Origin of the sequence: Roseateles oligotrophus (assembly GCF_025717515.1) — a bacterium.
Lineage (GTDB): Bacteria > Pseudomonadota > Gammaproteobacteria > Burkholderiales > Burkholderiaceae_C > Paucibacter_A > Paucibacter_A oligotrophus.
The window spans coordinates 109,735-125,906 of the sequence record NZ_JAJIRN010000008.1; the positions used below are offsets into that span (position 1 = coordinate 109,735).

A 16,172-nucleotide genomic window follows, 5' to 3' on the forward strand; every position below is an offset into this window, starting at 1 on the left:
AGGGGATACCGGCCAGCTTGGGGCGGCCCGGCGCTTGGCCGGGGCGCAGTTTTATGAAGGGAATGAAGCTAGCGCTTGATCCAGACCTGTGCAGCCTGATCGAAGGACCAGGTCTCGGCCTCTTGCGGACTGCGTGGCCAAGGTTTGTTGGCCAACTCGACCGGGTTCAGCACCCACACATCCATCAGAAGACCGGAGGGGTCCAGCGTGTAATGCACGGTCAGCTTTTCACCGCTGAGTGCGGCCGGTTGCTGCAAGAGATTGTTGTCGCCGCGTACGCGGGCGCCGGGTGCCAGCCTTGCGGCCACACCGTTCAGGCTGACATCGGGGGTTTGTAGCACCACCAATTCGCCGCGCAAGGCCTGCGCAGGGAAGGGGCGATGGGTTTGGGCTTGCGCGCTGAAGCTGCTACTCAGCGCGGCCGAAGCCAAGACAGAAACGGCCAAAATCGAGGCACAGCGGTACATGGTATTTTTCCAGTGGCTGCAAAGAGGTGGGCGATTGTAATCGAGGCGCCCTCGGGAGCCGGTCAGCGAAAACTAGCTGACCAAACCGTCGAAAAATATCGTCCAGTGGCCGTCTTTCTCGCGCCAGTATTGGCGCTTGAGCTTTGGCGCGCCGCCGTTCGGGCTCAGCTCGCGGTAGGTGATGATCTTCACCGAGGGCTGATCGGGCCAAGGCAGCAGGCTCAAACGCTCCAGCGACTGCACCGGCAGTTCTTGCTTGGCCATGCGGGCCAGGTTGGCATCCAGTCTGGCTGCGGCACTGTCCGAGCCTCGCTCAAGGCCGGCTTCGTAAAAGCTCCGCAGATGCTGTGCATCTTGGCTGAGACGTGCTTGCTTCCAGGCCTGATAAGCCTGCTCAAAACCTGCGTCGGCAGGCGGCTTGGCGACCATCTGGCGATCCACCCACTCGATCTTTTCGACGATCACCACCGGTGTTTCACGCGCCGCGACGACATCCGCCAACGAGCGCATTTCATCATTGCTGAGCACGATGCAGCCATCGGTGGACAAGGGGCCGCGCGCGTAATTGCCGGCGCGCTCGCCATGCAACCAAATGCTGCTGCCGCTGCGGCCCAAGACGCGGTCGTACTCGCTCGGATAGTTCAGCGGCAATGCGGCGGCGCCATAGCGAGCCGCAGCTTCGTCGCGGCGCACGCCAATGTGATAGATGCCCAGCGGTGTGCGTTGGTCGCCTTCGAGGAGCTTGCCGGTGCCGAGTTTGCCGATCGAGACATAGCTGTCGCGCAGCAACCTCAGGCCATCGGCCCCGTTCTCGAACAGGTAGAGGCGGGCGCGGCTGGTGTCAACCACGACGGCATGGCGTACCCCCGATGACAGGCCCAGCAACTGTTTAGGTAAGGCGTTATGAGGTGGGCGCTCAACCAAAGCGGCGAGGCGGAGTCTGGCTTCTGCCCGCAGTCCGTCGCCGGCACCGGGCACTGCGCTGGCCGCCGCCTCGGCGCCTTGCTCCAAAGCGCCCTGCCGGCCGCTACGGGCCAGCAGCAAGTCGCCCAGCAATAATTGCGCCAGCGCAAAATCAGGTTGACGCTTGACCAGTTGCTCGGTGGTGCTGAAGGCCTGAGCCTCCTCGCCCTGTGCCAGGTGTTGATAGGCAAGGATCAACTGCCCCTCGGGGGTCTGTCCATCGATCTCGGTCTTGAGCAGGCGCTCGGCCGGGTTGATTTTTTCACCGCGCGCCGCACGGTCGTCGAACTCGGATTTGCTCAGCTTGCTTGAGGGGGACCCCAAGAGATCTGCCGTCCCCGCATTGAAATCAACCTTGGCAAACACATAGCCGACCGCGCCCAGCACCGCCGCCAAACCCAAGACTGCCAAGACGGCTGGTTTGACGGTTCCGCCCATCCCCGTACTGGCGCCGGCAGCGGCGGCCCGTGGCGGGGCGTGCCGACCGGTTAGGGTGCTTGGATCGAGGTCTAGTTGCGAGTCGTTCATGGCGGGAGAGTTGGCGATTTGAAACGAGTCAAAGCGAAGTTCAGCTGGATGACTCTTGCGTGATTTGCCAATCGCCGGACTTGTTTTTGACCATCTCGAAATTCTTGCCGCTCTTCACGCTCAGTGCATCGGAGTTGTAGTCTTGGCGCACGCGGACGGTGGCCTTGTCGCCATTGACCTTGACATGCAGATCGGACAGGGTCACGGTAATTTTCTTCTTGCTGGTGATGCGGTCGTGGCGCTCTTGCTCCCAGGCCTTGCGGCTTGCGGCCTTGCCTTTGAACTCGGGCGCGTAGGCGGCGTAATAGCCGGCCATATTGCGTGCGCTCCATGCCTTGGCCCAGTCCTGCAAGGCTTTTTCGACCGCCTGCTTGTCTAGATCTGCGGCGTCAACTCGGGCCGGCTCGGCCTTGGCCACTACCGGTGCAGAAGCGGGCTTGGCCGCTGTGGCTGCCAACGCAGGGGCTGAGGCTGAGGCTTTAGTGACCGCCGCCGAACTGGCGGCCGGCGCGGCCGTTGCGACTGCTGGCTTTGGCGTGGGCAATGGCGCTGGGGCAGCGGGTTTTGCCGTCACCACGGCCATGGCGGCAGGTGTTGATGCTGGCGCGGAGGCTGCAACTGCCGAGCTCGCAAGTTTGGGCGCACGCGGATCTACGCTGGCTTCAAACACGTTTTGCACCACCGCCAACTTCAGGGGCAGGCTGCCGTCGGACTTGTCCAGGGCCAAGGCTTTTTTGTAGGCTTGACCGGCAAGCCTTGCGTAGACATCGCCTAGATTCTGGAACGCGGTGGCATAGGTCGGATTGGTGCGGATCGCCAGTTCCAGCGCTTGTCGAGCCTTTTCGTAGTCGCCTTGATTGCCGTAGAGCACGGCCAGGTTGTTATAGGGGCCGGGCAGTTCAGGGTGGCTTTCGATCAGCTTTTGAAACACCACGATCGCCTCGGCTTGACGGTTCAGCAGCGACAGCGCGATGCCGCGCTGCAGGCGCAGGCGTGGATCGTTTGGTTTGGCGATCAATAGTTGATCGACCTTTTTGAGCCCTTCGGCCGACTTGCCGCTGGCCAGAATGGCCTGCACATCGCTCACATCATCGGCCATCGTCATGCTTGAGCTCAAGAGCAGCGCGGCGGCCAGGCAAATTGAGCGTAGCGAGAAAGGAGTCGTCACTGCTGTGAATGGAGTCATGGCGCGGCTGAAATGGTTTGCGCCGATTGTAGTGGGGCAGCCGCATGGAAAGCAGCGCGAGTCGGCCAGCCCGCATGCTAGAGTGGCCGCCGGACATGGGTCGATCGAAGCCTGTATCACCCATGATTGTTTTCCTCAAGTTTCTCTACCCCCCATTCGCCTGCATGGACAGCCGCTTTGCCTTGAATTCCCAGTCCGCAGCATGGCCCAAATTGACTGCTGCTCGGCTGCTCTTGTGCAGCGCGGCCTGGGTGAGTTTCTCGGCGCATGGGCTGGAAGTGGGGGCCGTGCAAATGTTGTCGGGCCTGGGGCAGCCGCTCTCGCTGCACCTGCCGGTTCGCTGGGCCGCCGGCGAGGCACGCTCCGCCGACTGTTTGAAGGTGACCGTCGAAGCGGGTGAGCGGCATTTGAGTGCGGCCGAACTGCAGCAGAGCTTGTTGAAGGGGGCCGACGCGAATTCGGCCCTGATCTGGCTGCGCTCCAAGAGCGAGGTTGTAGAGCCGGTGCTGGTGCTGTCGATGGGATGCCCGGCGCAGCAATTGATGGCGCTGGTTGATCCGGTGCATTCGATGACGGCGCCCGCGGGTGGTTTCAAGACCATGGCGACCGAGGCGGTTCAGCTTGAGCCACTCGGCCCGACCAAAGAAACGGCGCGTCCGATTCGGGCACTCAAGGTCCGTGCGGAGCGGCCGACGCAAAGGAGTCAATTGCGCTTGTCGGGCGGGAGCTTGCCGCCCTTGTCGATGGCGGATTCCGAAACGCCGGGTTTGCGTTGGCGTTTTGACAGCGATCTCGAGGATCAGGCGGTCATGGAGTTGAGAAGTCGCCATGACAAGTTGAGCAAGGCGGTCAAGGATGGGCCGTTTTATGTGCGCCCCGGCGCGCCCGGTGCCAGCTTGTTGATGGCTATCGATGTGGGTCGGCCCGGCGGGCCGGCCGATTTGTTGATGGCCCAAGATGGCCTCGAGCGGCTGCAGCGCGCGCAGGCGCAGTTCACTTCCCTGCAGGCCGAACATCTTGCGCTCAAGGCCGAACTGGACAAGCTGCAGGCCGAGATGGCGGCCCGCGAGGCCTCCGCCGAGAGCAGGCAGCGCTGGATGATGGTCTTGTCGCTTGGGCTGGCCGGCTTGGTAGCGGGCGGCCTTTATCTGTTCAGGCGGCGGCGCGATATGCAGCCAATCGCCCCCAGACCCGCCAACATCAGCGCATAGCTCTGACCGGCCTGCGGACTTGGTTGGTGAACGCCTGGAAGGGCTCGTAGCCCAGCTCCAGCTTGGCGCTGTCTTAATTGTTCGCGTCCGGGGAGTCGGGGCGCAGCAAGTTGGCGATCAAGCTGCCTTCCAACTGGCCAAAGTCGCCGCGATGAGTTCCACTCGTCCCGCTGTGTCGTTCTCATATCAACCCCGATGCGGGGCAAAAGGCCGATGAATCCTGGCTTTATCGCTGCTAGGTGAGCGCCGCGAGGCGCCTACATTGATCCATTGATTTCCTTCAAGGAGTGGTGGCAATGAATTTGCAAGATTTCACCGTGCGGGCCCGTTTGTATGCATTGGCGCTATTCGCCATGCTGATGCTGGGCACGGTGGCCGGCGCCGGCCTCTACAGCCTGAATCAGGCGCGTGCTTCTTTTGTGCACTTTGCCGAAGATGACGCAGCCGCCCTCAACATCGTCTCGGGCGTGCGAGCCAGCGTCGGCAATCTGCGCCGCTTTGAGAAAGACATGGTGATCAATCTCGCGGATGAAAAAGCGATCGAGAAATACCGTGAGGATTGGGCCGGCGCCTACGCAGCGACCGTCAAGGGCCTGCACGACATGGCCAAGCTTGACCTGGAGCCCGAAACGCGCCGCCTCGATACCGACATCGACTCGCTGCTGGTTGTCTACAAGACCGAGATGGACGGTTTTATGAAACAACTCGGCGCCAAGGTCTTTGCCGACCAAGACGCGGCCAACAAGGCGCTGGACGCGGCTAAAAACGCGGTCCGCCCGATCGAACAGAAGATGAAGGAAATGGTCGAGTCGCTGGACAAAGCCGGCGTCAAGGCAGTGGCGTCGGCGCTCGATCATCAAGACAGCACACGCACGGTATTGATCATGGTCTCCTTGTTGGCGATGGTCTCGATTGCGACCTTCACCTTCTTCAATATCCGCTCAATTTTGATTCCGCTGCAGGAGGTGCAGCGGACCACCGAGCGCATCGCAACTCAGGACTTGAGTGAAAAAATCAATGCCAAGGGCCAAAGCGAAACCGGCGATCTGATGCGCGGGGTGCAGGCGATGCAAGAGTCCTTGCGTGATGTGGTGGGCAATGTGCGCAATGCCACCGACGGCATTGCCACCGCCTCGGCCGAGGTGGCAGCCGGCGGTCACGACCTCAGCCACCGCACCGAACAAGCGGCCTCCAATCTGGAGGAAACCGCCTCGGCGATGGAGGAGTTGACGGCCAGCGTCAAACACAACGCCGATTCCGCCCGTCAAGCTAATCAGTTAGCGGTGGACGCCGCCAAGGTGGCCGAGCGTGGCGGCACCGTGGTGGGCGAGGTGGTCGACACCATGAAGCGCATCAGCGCGGCCTCGCACAAGATCAGCGACATCATTTCGGTCATCGACGGCATCGCGTTTCAAACCAATATCCTGGCGCTGAACGCGGCGGTGGAAGCGGCCCGAGCCGGCGAGCAGGGTCGCGGCTTTGCGGTGGTGGCCAGCGAGGTGCGCAGCCTGGCGCAACGTTCTGCCGAAGCCGCCAAGGAGATCAAGGGCTTGATCACCGCCAGCGGCGAGGCGGTCGATAACGGCGCACTGCTGGTAGAGCGCGCGGGCCAGACCATGCAAGAGGTGATCGGCTCGATCGACCGCGTCAGCAGCATCGTCGCCGAGATCAGCAATGCCACGGCGGAACAAAGCACCGGTATCGGGCAGATCGGTCAGGCCATCACCCAACTCGACACGATGACACAGCAGAACGCCGCCTTGGTGGAGCAGTCGGCCGCTGCCGCGCAGAGCCTGCAGGTGCAGGCCGAGGACCTGGCCAAATCGGTGGCGGTGTTCAAGCTCTGAATTTGAGGCCGGGGTCAGATCTTGCCTTGAACAGCGCAGATGCCGAGTTAGCCGTGTAAACGGGGGGGTATTTTGCCCCCCCCCTTCCGTGCGGGCAGCGGATCAAATATATTGCCCCACTGGTGTTCCACAAGGAGTGGTTTTCATGAATCTGCAAGATTTCACCGTACGAGCCCGTTTGTATGCCTTGGCGGGTCTCTCGATGATGATCTTGCTGATCGTGGGACTCAGCGGCCTCTATAGTTTGAATCAAGCCAAGAGCGCCTTCGTTCACTTTGTCGACAATGACAACCAGTCTTTGAATTACGTCTCCAAGATCCGTGCCGAGGCCGGTAATTTGCGCCGTTACGAGAAAGACATGGCGCTCAATCTCGACGACGCCGCAGCAGTCGAGAAATATCGCGCCGACTGGCAAAAAGCCTATGACGCGCTGCTCAAGGCCGAGAACCAACTGGCCAAGCTAGATATTCCGCCCGAGGTGCAAAGTGCGCTCAAATCGATCGAGGAAGGGCTGAAGGCCTATAAGAGCGAAATGGACGGCTTCATGGCCAAGCTCGGCGAGAAGGCCTTTGCCGACCCAGCCACGGCCAACAAGGCCTTGGGTGCCGCCAAAAAAGCCATTCGACCGATGGAAGAGAAACTGGCCGAGTTGGTCGCCGCCATCGATAAGGATGCCGCTCGAGAGGTCGAGATCATCGCCACCAATGAGGTCAGCATCCGGCGCAGCTTGACCCTGACCTTGGTCGGTGGTGTGCTGGTGATTGGTGTTTATACCTTCTTCAATATCCGCTCCATTCTGGAACCCTTGAACGAGGTCAAGCTGTCGGCCGAGCGTATCGCCGAACAAGACTTGAGCGAGAACATCGTCGTGCATGGCAAATGCGAAACCGGCGAGTTGCTGCGCGGAGTGAAGGCGATGCAGACCTCGCTGCGCGATGTAGTGGGCAATGTGCGCAGTGCAACCGACGGCATCGCTACCGCCTCGGCGGAAGTGGCCTCCGGCGGCCATGACCTCAGCCACCGCACCGAGCAGGCGGCCTCCAATCTGGAAGAGACCGCCTCGGCGATGGAAGAGCTGACGGCCAGCGTCAGGCATAACGCCGATTCGGCGCGGCAGGCAAATCAGTTGGCGGTCGATGCTGCGGCGGTGGCCAAACGGGGCGGCACCGTGGTGGGCGAGGTGGTCGCGACCATGAGCCGCATCAGCACTTCGTCCAACAAGATCAGTGACATTATTTCGGTCATCGACGGCATCGCTTTTCAAACCAATATCCTCGCTCTGAATGCAGCGGTTGAAGCGGCGCGGGCCGGTGAACAGGGCCGCGGCTTTGCGGTGGTGGCGAGCGAGGTGCGCAGCTTGGCGCAGCGCTCGGCCGAAGCCGCCAAAGAGATCAAGGGCCTGATCACGGCCAGCGGGGAGAGCGTCGATGCCGGTGCGGTATTGGTCGGCCGGGCCGGCGAAACCATGCAGGAGGTGATTGACTCGATTGGCCGGGTGGGCGCCATCGTGGCCGAGATCAGCCATGCCACCGGTGAGCAAAGCAGCGGTATCTCGCAGATCGGCTTGGCCATCGCCCAACTCGACACCATGACACAGCAGAACGCCGCTTTGGTCGAGCAGTCCGCCGCTGCGGCGCAGAGCTTGCAAGTGCAGGCGGACGAGTTGGCTCGCTCGGTAGCGGTGTTCAAGCTCTGAAGGTCCGCGCCAGCCTGAGGCAACAGCAAACCAAAGCGTCAAACGAATCTTCCGCGGCCCGCTGCTGATTGCAGCGCGGGCATTGGCTTTGATTGTTGGTCTCGCAGTCTATGGAGGCAGCGCGCTGTGGCAGGCGCTGGAGCGTTTGCGCTTTGATGCCGTGCCGGAGCATGGCAGCGCCGGACTGGCTTATCAATAAGCGCGGGCGCGCATTGAAGTCGATGTTCTTCTTCTGCAGCGAGCCGATACCTTGGTGCGCCGCGCCGACCGGCCTTTGGTTGAGTCAATCAGGCGTGACCAGATCTACCTGCGCCAACGCCAATTGTCCCGCGCTATTGCGCTTGACCTTGTAGACAATGAAAGAGCCGGTGGTGATGTCTCCTCGTGCATCCCAGTCTGCCGCAGTTTTTGCGCCGTTGTAATCCCAATCCGCGCCTGGATTTTTCAGCGCAAGTGAAAATTGGCCCGGCATGATCTTCAAGGAATTGGCGCTGTCCGGTCGTGAAACCGGGCCCAGCCATTGGCCGATTGAAGCCTTGTCCGCGCTGCCCCCCGCCAGCATGGCCAATGCGTAAAGATAGACTGCGTCGTAACCAGAGGGGCTGATGCCTACTTCGGGTGCGACGCCGTAAGCCTTGGTGTAGATGTCCGCGAAGGCCAGGTATTCGGGCCGTTTGGGGTTGCTGTCGGCACCCATGATTGTCATGCCCTCAACCACCGAGGCTTCTGCCGTCGAAACGAACTGGGCTGTGCTCAATGAACTGGCCGCATAGATCGCCGGTCTTGGCAAAGAGATGCCCAGTGCCATGTCCTTGCTCAGGCCCACGGCCTCGGCCGACTGGCCGGCAATATAGATGGCGTCAGGCCGGCCGTTGGCCATGGCCTTGGCCACCACGGCGGCAAAGTCAGCGGTCTTGCCTGCCGGGTAGGCCGACGCCGCCAAGATGGTGCCGCCTCGTTTTACAAAAGCGTTGCTGAAAGACTCGCTGTTCGAGAGTCCAAAACTGTCGTCGGAATGAATCATGACCACGGTCTGTTTGCCGTCTCGCCGGGCTATCTGTGCGGCAACATTGCCGGAGAACGAGTCCGACGCGATCAAGCGGTAGAGCACATTGGGCGTCCCTCTGTCCATGGTGTCCAAGCGGGAGGTGCTGGGGCCTAGGGCAATCACGGGCAGGCCGGTCTTGATGATGGTGGGCGCCAGCAATAAGACTTCGGCACTGGTCAATGGCCCGATGATGCCGATGCAGCCCGCATGGATCAAATCATTCAATTCGCCAATCTGCGCATCGCTCCCCTCGGTCGTGCCGGCCTTGGTGTCGCGCACCATATAGCCCAGCGTTTTGCCGTTGACGCCGCCGGCAGCGTTGATCTCGTTGATGGCCAGTCTGATATAGCGCTCGCGCACATCGTAGTTGGCCGACGAGGTGCCGGTAAACGGCAAGAGCACGCCGATCATCAGATCGCCCTGAATGCCGGGGCGCATGCTGCCGGCCGCGCCCTCGATCTGGGCCGCGCTGCCCTCAACGCCACCGCCTCCTCCACAACTTGCCAGCAGGCCAGCTGCGCTCAGAATTGCCAGAGCGGCGACATGTTTGAGTCTGGAGTCGACTTTCATGACGTTCAGTTCCAACGGTAGCGGTAGCTCAGGAGTGCGCTGCGCCCCCTGCCTGGGAAATCAACGCTGCCATAGCCGGGCTCGGAATAATTGGCGTTGAGGGCATTGTCCAGACGCAGTTGGACTTCATGGCTGTTGTATAGGACCTGCGTCCAGACCAAATTCAGGCGTGTGCTCGGGGCCAGCGAATAGGGCGTCAGGAAATTGGCAAAAGCATTGCTGAAACTGGCATGGCGTTTGGAAGCGTAGAGCAACTCGGTCGCCCATTGGCCAAATTTACCCGAATGCCAGCGCCACTCGGCGCGTACCGAATGCTCGGGGAATCGCTCGGGCGGCCTGACCAAATCGCCGACCAGCGGAATCGGGTCACGTTCGGTCATGTTCAATCCCGTCCAGGAGATGCCAAAGCGATGCGCGCCGTCTTCATAACGGACATCCAGCTCGGCGCCTTGGCCGGCAAAGCGGCCGCGGTTGACGGGTTGGTAATTGAGCCCGGTCTGCTGCAATTCGATCTTGTTTTTGACCTCGAGTTGGTAGGCATTGGCACTGAGCTGCAAATTCGGACTGGGCAGCCAGTTGATTTGAAACTCGCTATTGCGCGCGGTCTCGGCATGGAGCTTCAGGTTGCCGATCGCGTCGCCGCTGTAGAGTGGCTGGGCCAAGAGGTCAAACACGCTGGGCGCTTTGTAAGAGGTGCTCCAGATCAGCTTGGTGTTGAACTCTCGGCTGTATTCATACACGGCGGCAGCCCGCCAATTGGTGTTGCCGCCAAAGGTCTTGTGATCGTCCCGCCGCCAGTTGGCGCTCAGGCCCAACTTGTCGCTCATCTGCCAAAGGTATTGGGCGAACACACCGGTGTTTGCCAAGCGCATGGCGGTGCTGGGTTTGCCACTCAGGCTGCTGCTGCCGTTGGGCGCCACCAGTAGCACTTGCATGCTGTCTTGATGGTCAACCGTGCGGTCGGCGCCAAAGCTCAGGCTGTGGTCTGCGTTCAGTGCTCCATTGAAATTGAGCCCCAGGTCATTGGCCAATGAGGACAACTCGCGCTTGGGGTAGCTGCTGGTGCTGGTCTCCAAGCGTTCTGTGGGCGAGATGCCGGAGCGGGCGACGTTCCAGCGGAACTTGGCCTGCCAACTCGGACTGATGTCCCAGTGGCTTTGCCAGCCGAATTGGGCGCGATATTGCGAGTAGCGATTCTTGTGGCTGAGTACGCCGAAGTCGAGGAACTCGGCCACGCTGTCCGTGCGCGAATAGTTCAACTCAAGCTGGTGTTTGACTTCTTCGGTGTCGAAACTCGCGCGACCCAGGACCGACACCGGCTGCTGGTGCGCGTCCTGCGAATCGGCCCCTCGCAAGGCCGGTTTCGCGCCCAGCAAGGGCGAGCTGGCTGGCAGTCGCAGTCCGTTCAATTCGTAGTGCTCGGCCTGCACGGCGAACAGCAAGCCCAGGCGACCGTTCCCGCCGGCAATGCTGGCGTCCACACCGTTGGCGCTGCCAGCATAGGTGCGCAGTTGCGCGCTGGCATCTGTGGCGCCGACATGGTGCTTGCGCGTGACCACGTTGACGGTGGCCAAAAAAGCGTCGGCGCCATAGAGCGCCGATGCAGGCCCGCGTACCACCTCGATGCGGTCGATGCTGTTCATAGGCATCAAGGAGGGGTTGAGAAAGTTGCTGGCATCGGGGCGAAAGGCTTGCGGCTGGCCGTCGATCAAGAGCTTGATCTGGCGGTTCCAGCTGCGCTGCCCGCCAAACAAACCGCGCACGCCGATGTCTTGAGAGCCTTGCGCATCGACGCGGTAGAGCCCAGGCACGCGAGCCAAGGCGTCGGCCACCGAGCGATCGCCCCAGGCCTCGATTTCCTCGCGCCCAATTACCGAGACGATCGCTGGTGCGCGTGCCAAGCTGGTGGCCACCAAGCTGGCCGACTCGACCCGGATGTCGGCCAACTGTTCCAAAGACATGCCAAACAAGCCCGGCACGATGGGCTCAACGGGGGGGCTTTGAGCGAGCAAGCCTGCAGGCAATAAAGCCAGCAGTCCTAAACACGGCTTTTCCATGGGGCGATGCCTTCGGCCGTAGCCGGCGTAAATGGGGGCAGTATTGACATATTGACACCCTGAGTCAAGTCGAGTCAGGTGTAAAGAACTGTTGCTTTTTTGGGGCCGTAAATTGAGCCTTCATTGGGTTTTGGCGTCAGCCTAACTTTGACCTAATATGGCATGCTTGTTGAGCTCAACGCGGGCTTGACGAAATTCATTGCTGGGAAGTGGATGAACCATGTCCGATGAAGACCAACTCTTCCTGACCGATTCACCTCCAGACGCCGAGCCGGCCGGGCAAGCGCCTTGGCGGGTTTTGGTGGTGGACGACGATGAAGAGGTGCACCGGGCCACCGACTATGCGTTTCGCCGCACACTCGTATTGGGCCGCCCGCTGATCATGCTGCACAGCTATTCGGGCACCGATGCGCGTGCCTTGCTGGCACAGGATCGTGACTTCGCGCTGGTGTTGCTGGATGTGGTGATGGAGGACGCGCAAGCCGGGTTGATGCTGGTGGAATACATCCGCCGCGACTGTCAAATGCAGACGACCCGCATCATTTTGCGCACCGGTCAACCTGGCTCGGCGCCCGAGTTGCCCATCATCGAAGCCTACGACATCAATGATTACCGTACCAAGAGCGAGTTGACACAAACCAGGCTGATCACGGCGGTGACGGCGGCGCTGCGCTCATATGATCAGATTCGCATGATTGCAGAGAGCCGGCGTGGGCTCGAGTTGATCGTGCGCTCCTCGGCCGATCTGATGGAGCGCCACGCGATGCTCAGCTTCGCCGAGGGCGTGTTGACCCAGTTGGCCGCGCTCTTGGGGCTGCCGCGTGATGGCCTGGTTTGTGTGCATCGGGGCGATGAAAAGCGCGGCGAACGCGCCGACACGTTTTACGTCATCAGCGCTGGCGGACAACTATCGGATTACCTCAGCTGCACATTGGACAAACTCACCGACACGGCAGTGCGCGAGGCGGTGAGCGATGCGCTGCGCCAGCGCCAGCATCAGTTCACTGTTTCCTCCACCGTCTTGTATCTATTTGCGGATGGTCACGAGGCTGCTGTCTATATGCGTTCGCATCAGCCATTGCTGCCCTTGGATCGGCAGTTGGTGGAGGTTTTTGCGACCAATCTGTCGGCCTATTTTGGCAATGTGCATTTGATCGGCGAGCTGAATCGCCTGGCCTTCTTGGATGGGCTGACCGGCTTGGCCAATCGGGTTCAGTTCATCAAGGATATTGAGACCCAACTAAGCGCTCAATTGGTCGGGAAAGAAGAACCGCAGGCCTTGCTGCTGCTCGACGTCAAGCGCTTTTCTGAGCTCAATAACGGTCTCGGCCATGAGGTCGGAAATGCCTATTTGAAGGCCATAGCCCAGGGCTTGCGGGCGGGCTTCTCGGCCCAAACCCGGGTGGCTAGGCTGGGCGGCGACGTATTCGGTCTGGTCGGGTCTGCGGCCGAGCTTGCGCCTGAGCGGGTGCGATCGTTGTTTGAGGGTGGTGTGCTGGCCGGGGAGCATCGCCTGGTGGTGGCCTTTGCGGCCGGCTATTGCGCACTGGAAGGCCATCGGGGTTCCGGGCTTGCCGCCTTGCGCCGCGCGAATATCGCTTTAGCAAGGGCCCGGCTTAGTGCTCAGGCGCAGCGGGTGAGTTTTGATCCGATCATGGAAGAGCAGACGGCTCAGCGCCTAGCACTGTTGCGGGCCTTGCGTCGTGACATTCAGGCGCAGCGACTGGAGCTTTGGTATCAGCCCCAGCTGGACCTGCAGAGCGGTCGCATGATTGGGCTGGAAGCCCTGATGCGCTGGCCGGACGGCACGGGCGGCATGGTGGCATCGCCGGCGGTATTTGTGCCGCTGGCCGAGCAGGCCGGTTTGATCGTTGAGATGGGTCTGTGGGCCTTGCACCGGGCGGCCGAAGATTGGGTGCATTTGCAGGGCGTTGCCGATGCGCCTCCACGCATCAGCGTCAACGTCAGCATGCCGCAGTTCCGCAGCGGTGAGCTGCAGGGGCAGGTGGCAGAGGTGCTGGCGCGCCACGCCTTGCCCGCCGGCACGCTGGAGCTGGAGATCACCGAGAGCATCGCCATGGATGACCCTTGCTTGGTGATTTCGACCTTGACTGCACTGCGTGAGCAAGGTGTGCGGGTGGCGATGGATGATTTCGGCACCGGCTATTCGTCCTTGTCGCAACTGCGTACCTTGCCCATCGATGTGCTGAAGATAGACCGGGCTTTTGTCAGCCAGATCGGTGAGCGACAGGGCGAGATGTTTGTAGAAACGGTGCTCGCCTTGGGTAAGCGTATCGTCGCGGAGACCGTCGCCGAGGGCGTCGAAACCCCTCTGCAGGCCGAATTTCTGCGCCAACATGGCTGCCACATCGCGCAAGGCTGGCTCTATGCCAAGGCAATGCCGCTGCAAGAATTGAAGGCTTGGATGGCGGCTCGAATCTGAGCTTGCCTAGAGCTGATTCAAGGGCGCCCGGCGCGGAAATCTCAGCTCGAACGTGGTGCCTTGGCCGACTTGGCTGCGCGCTTCGATGACGCCGCCCAAGGGGCGAATTGCCAAGCTATGCACGACATGCAGGCCCAGCCCAGAGCCACCCTGCCCAAGTCGGGTGGTGAAGAAGGGCTCGAAGATACGGTGCAGATGCTCTGGCGGGATGCCCGCGCCATGGTCGCTCACTTGCAGGGTCAGCCAGCTATTGCCTGCGTCCGATCCTTGCTCGTCGATGGACTCCCGCACCTGCACCTCGATTCGCCCGCCGCCAATCGGCTCCAGACCATGGCGCGCGGCGTTTTCGATCAGATTGCTGACGATCTGTGTCAGCGCACCGGGGTAGCTATTGCAGCGTATGCCTGGTGCGCAGTCCAGCGCGACCTCAATCGGCCGGTGCTTCATACCGGGTGCCAGCAGGGCCATGCAGTCATCCAATACATGGCGCAGATCAAAGTCCATGCGCGCCTCGCTGGTTTCATTCACCGCCACCGACTTGAAGCTTCGCACCAGCGCAGCTGCGCGCTCCAGCGACCGCGACACGATGCCCGAGCCCTCATCCACCGAAGCCATGAATTCCTCCAGCCCGCGCCGACTCAACGAGTTGCCGGTGATTTGATCGCGCATTTGCTGCGTACTCTTGTTCAGGCTGGTCGCCGCCAGCAAGGCGTTGCCGATCGGCGTATTCAGCTCATGCGCAACGCCGGCCACCACATTGCCCAGAGCGGCCAGTTTCTCGTTTTGCATCAGCAGCGTCATTGCCCGCTCCAACTCTTGACTGCGTTGCTGCACGCGCTGCTCCAGCAAATCATTGGCGGCCTGAAGCGCATGATCGCGTTCGCCAACGACCCCCAACATGCGGTTGAATTCATCCGTCAGTTGGCCGATTTCGTCGCCGCTGCTTTTCTGCACGCGCAGCGAGAAATTGCCGGTGCGGCCGACCTCGCTGGCCGCCGCGCTGAGGCGCTCCATCGGCTGACTGACCAGGCGACGCGCCGCCCACAGCAGCGCAGCGCCGAGCACCAACACGCCGAGGGCCAAGGCGCCGAACATGATGCCGTATTGCGGCAGGCGCTGTATCAGCGGTGGCATCTGCACGCGAATCCAGACCCGGCCAAGCTCGCGCCCGTCGCGCAACACCGGCAGGCTTCGGCTCGCTTTGTTGGCCTGGAACTGGCTGCCGCTGGGCGGCATAGTGGCCGGGTTGACTGGCTGGCCCTCAATGGGCCAAAAGGCAAAAACCGAACCGTCGCTGCGATAGAGCGCCCCGGCATCAACGCCTTCATACAGGCGCAGAAAGCCCAGGTTGTCTTGAGCTTGCTTGACATCATCAAAGTCCAAAGCGGCCTGATTGATGTCGGCCATCACCTTGGCGACTGACTCAAGTTGGCGTTCCAGTCTTGGCCGGAAAGTTGTGGTTTCGTAGCTGAGCACGGCCAAGCCGGCCAGCAGCAGTGCCAAGATCGTGCCCAACACCATTGCCAGCAGCAGCTTGCGCTGCAGGGGCAGGGATGTGTATCGCCAAGCCATCAGTGGCCCTCCTCATAGTTTCTGAGCGCAAGTTGCTGCAGCTTGGCCGAAACTTTCAGCCCCGAGCGTTCGGCCGCTTTGGTGTTCAGCTCGAAACGCAGCTGCTCATCGCGTAGCAGCAAGCCGATGATGCCGCCGCGATCGAGAAAACCTATGCCTGGGCCTATGGTCAGGATGGGCAGAGCCCCGAGTGGACGCAAGGGAGCGGTATTGCCCTCGGGCGTGTAGAGCAAGTGGACATGGGCGGCTTGCAAGATGTTGTCAATGCGCTTGACCTCCACCGGGCGGCCTTGCAGTCGCCCGGTCTTGAAGCCGCTTTCCAGCAAGCGCAACATCGGCTCGTCGTCCATCACGCCGATGACGAAGGGTGCGGTCGCGTCGGCAAATGCATTCGCCGGCCATTCGACATAACTGCCAAAGGCGGCGACATACTTGGCCCGCGCGGTCTCGGGAGTCATCCGTTGCTGAGTCGCCTGGGCATAGCTTGGAGCTGTCGTGAGCGCCAAGCACAACAGACACGAAAATCCAAGGAGAGCAATCGCGGTAAATTTCATGGAGCGTCTAAGCTGAAGCGATTATGCGGC

General features: G+C 61.3%; 11 protein-coding genes. 4 read left to right on the plus strand and 7 right to left on the minus strand.

The annotated features are described in order from the left end of the window. Positions 1-68 precede the first annotated feature (68 nt). From LNV07_RS18025 to LNV07_RS18035, 3 genes are all read right to left on the minus strand, one after another. Positions 69-467, minus strand: coding sequence for a hypothetical protein (locus LNV07_RS18025; RefSeq protein ID WP_263572565.1), 399 nt, complete (start codon positions 465-467; stop codon positions 69-71). Between the two features lie 72 nt (positions 468-539). Next, positions 540-1,958, minus strand: coding sequence for a L,D-transpeptidase family protein (locus LNV07_RS18030; RefSeq protein ID WP_263572566.1), 1,419 nt, complete (start codon positions 1,956-1,958; stop codon positions 540-542). A gap of 40 nt (positions 1,959-1,998) precedes the next feature. Next, positions 1,999-3,144: a nuclear transport factor 2 family protein gene (locus tag LNV07_RS18035; protein ID WP_263572567.1), complete on the minus strand. Its 1,146-nt coding sequence runs from the start codon at positions 3,142-3,144 to the stop codon at positions 1,999-2,001. A 122-nt stretch (positions 3,145-3,266) separates the two neighbouring features. Here LNV07_RS18035 and LNV07_RS18040 point away from each other — a divergent pair, with 122 nt between their 5' ends. The 3 genes from LNV07_RS18040 to LNV07_RS25470 all read left to right on the plus strand — a co-directional run bounded on the left by LNV07_RS18040 (position 3,267) and on the right by LNV07_RS25470 (position 7,898). Further along, on the plus strand, positions 3,267-4,355 hold the full coding sequence (locus LNV07_RS18040) for a hypothetical protein (RefSeq protein ID WP_263572568.1): 1,089 nt from the start codon (positions 3,267-3,269) through the stop codon (positions 4,353-4,355). Between the two features lie 296 nt (positions 4,356-4,651). Next, the gene (locus LNV07_RS18045) at positions 4,652-6,202 is read left to right on the plus strand and encodes a methyl-accepting chemotaxis protein (protein WP_263572569.1); all 1,551 of its coding nucleotides are present in this window, start codon (positions 4,652-4,654) and stop codon (positions 6,200-6,202) included. A 145-nt stretch (positions 6,203-6,347) separates the two neighbouring features. Next, positions 6,348-7,898, plus strand: a complete 1,551-nt coding sequence (locus LNV07_RS25470) for a methyl-accepting chemotaxis protein (protein ID WP_318013750.1) — start codon at positions 6,348-6,350, stop codon at positions 7,896-7,898. Between the two features lie 283 nt (positions 7,899-8,181). Here LNV07_RS25470 and LNV07_RS18060 read toward each other — a convergent pair whose 3' ends face one another. Both LNV07_RS18060 and LNV07_RS18065 read right to left on the minus strand, forming a co-directional pair. After that, positions 8,182-9,516 (minus strand): ABC transporter substrate-binding protein, encoded by a 1,335-nt coding sequence (locus LNV07_RS18060; RefSeq protein WP_263572570.1) that lies wholly within the window; start codon positions 9,514-9,516, stop codon positions 8,182-8,184. Positions 9,517-9,521: 5 nt separating this feature from the next. Continuing rightward, positions 9,522-11,495 (minus strand): TonB-dependent receptor plug domain-containing protein, encoded by a 1,974-nt coding sequence (locus tag LNV07_RS18065; protein WP_263572571.1) that lies wholly within the window; start codon positions 11,493-11,495, stop codon positions 9,522-9,524. A gap of 298 nt (positions 11,496-11,793) precedes the next feature. On the opposite strand from LNV07_RS18065, the gene LNV07_RS18070 reads away from it, so the two are divergent. Continuing rightward, positions 11,794-14,016: a GGDEF/EAL domain-containing response regulator gene (locus tag LNV07_RS18070; RefSeq protein WP_263572572.1), complete on the plus strand. Its 2,223-nt coding sequence runs from the start codon at positions 11,794-11,796 to the stop codon at positions 14,014-14,016. 6 nt (positions 14,017-14,022) lie between these two features. Here the strand turns inward: LNV07_RS18070 and LNV07_RS18075 are convergent, their stop codons facing one another. Together LNV07_RS18075 and LNV07_RS18080 are read right to left on the minus strand one after the other, a co-directional pair. Beyond that, entirely contained in the window at positions 14,023-15,588 is a 1,566-nt protein-coding gene (locus LNV07_RS18075) for an ATP-binding protein (RefSeq protein ID WP_263572573.1), read from the minus strand. Then, positions 15,588-16,046 (minus strand): YfiR family protein, encoded by a 459-nt coding sequence (locus LNV07_RS18080; protein ID WP_263572574.1) that lies wholly within the window; start codon positions 16,044-16,046, stop codon positions 15,588-15,590. Before LNV07_RS18080 ends, LNV07_RS18075 begins: the two co-directional genes overlap by 1 nt. Positions 16,047-16,172: the final 126 nt, after the last annotated feature.

Coding starts and splice junctions, on each gene's coding strand:
- LNV07_RS18025 (WP_263572565.1), bottom strand. CDS start 467: ATGTACCGCTGTGCCTCGATTTTGGCCGTTTCTGTCTTGGCTTCGGCC.
- LNV07_RS18030 (WP_263572566.1), bottom strand. CDS start 1,958: ATGAACGACTCGCAACTAGACCTCGATCCAAGCACCCTAACCGGTCGG.
- LNV07_RS18035 (WP_263572567.1), bottom strand. CDS start 3,144: ATGACTCCATTCACAGCAGTGACGACTCCTTTCTCGCTACGCTCAATT.
- LNV07_RS18040 (WP_263572568.1), top strand. CDS start 3,267: ATGATTGTTTTCCTCAAGTTTCTCTACCCCCCATTCGCCTGCATGGAC.
- LNV07_RS18045 (WP_263572569.1), top strand. CDS start 4,652: ATGAATTTGCAAGATTTCACCGTGCGGGCCCGTTTGTATGCATTGGCG.
- LNV07_RS25470 (WP_318013750.1), top strand. CDS start 6,348: ATGAATCTGCAAGATTTCACCGTACGAGCCCGTTTGTATGCCTTGGCG.
- LNV07_RS18060 (WP_263572570.1), bottom strand. CDS start 9,516: ATGAAAGTCGACTCCAGACTCAAACATGTCGCCGCTCTGGCAATTCTG.
- LNV07_RS18070 (WP_263572572.1), top strand. CDS start 11,794: ATGTCCGATGAAGACCAACTCTTCCTGACCGATTCACCTCCAGACGCC.
- LNV07_RS18075 (WP_263572573.1), bottom strand. CDS start 15,588: ATGGCTTGGCGATACACATCCCTGCCCCTGCAGCGCAAGCTGCTGCTG.
- LNV07_RS18080 (WP_263572574.1), bottom strand. CDS start 16,046: ATGACTCCCGAGACCGCGCGGGCCAAGTATGTCGCCGCCTTTGGCAGT.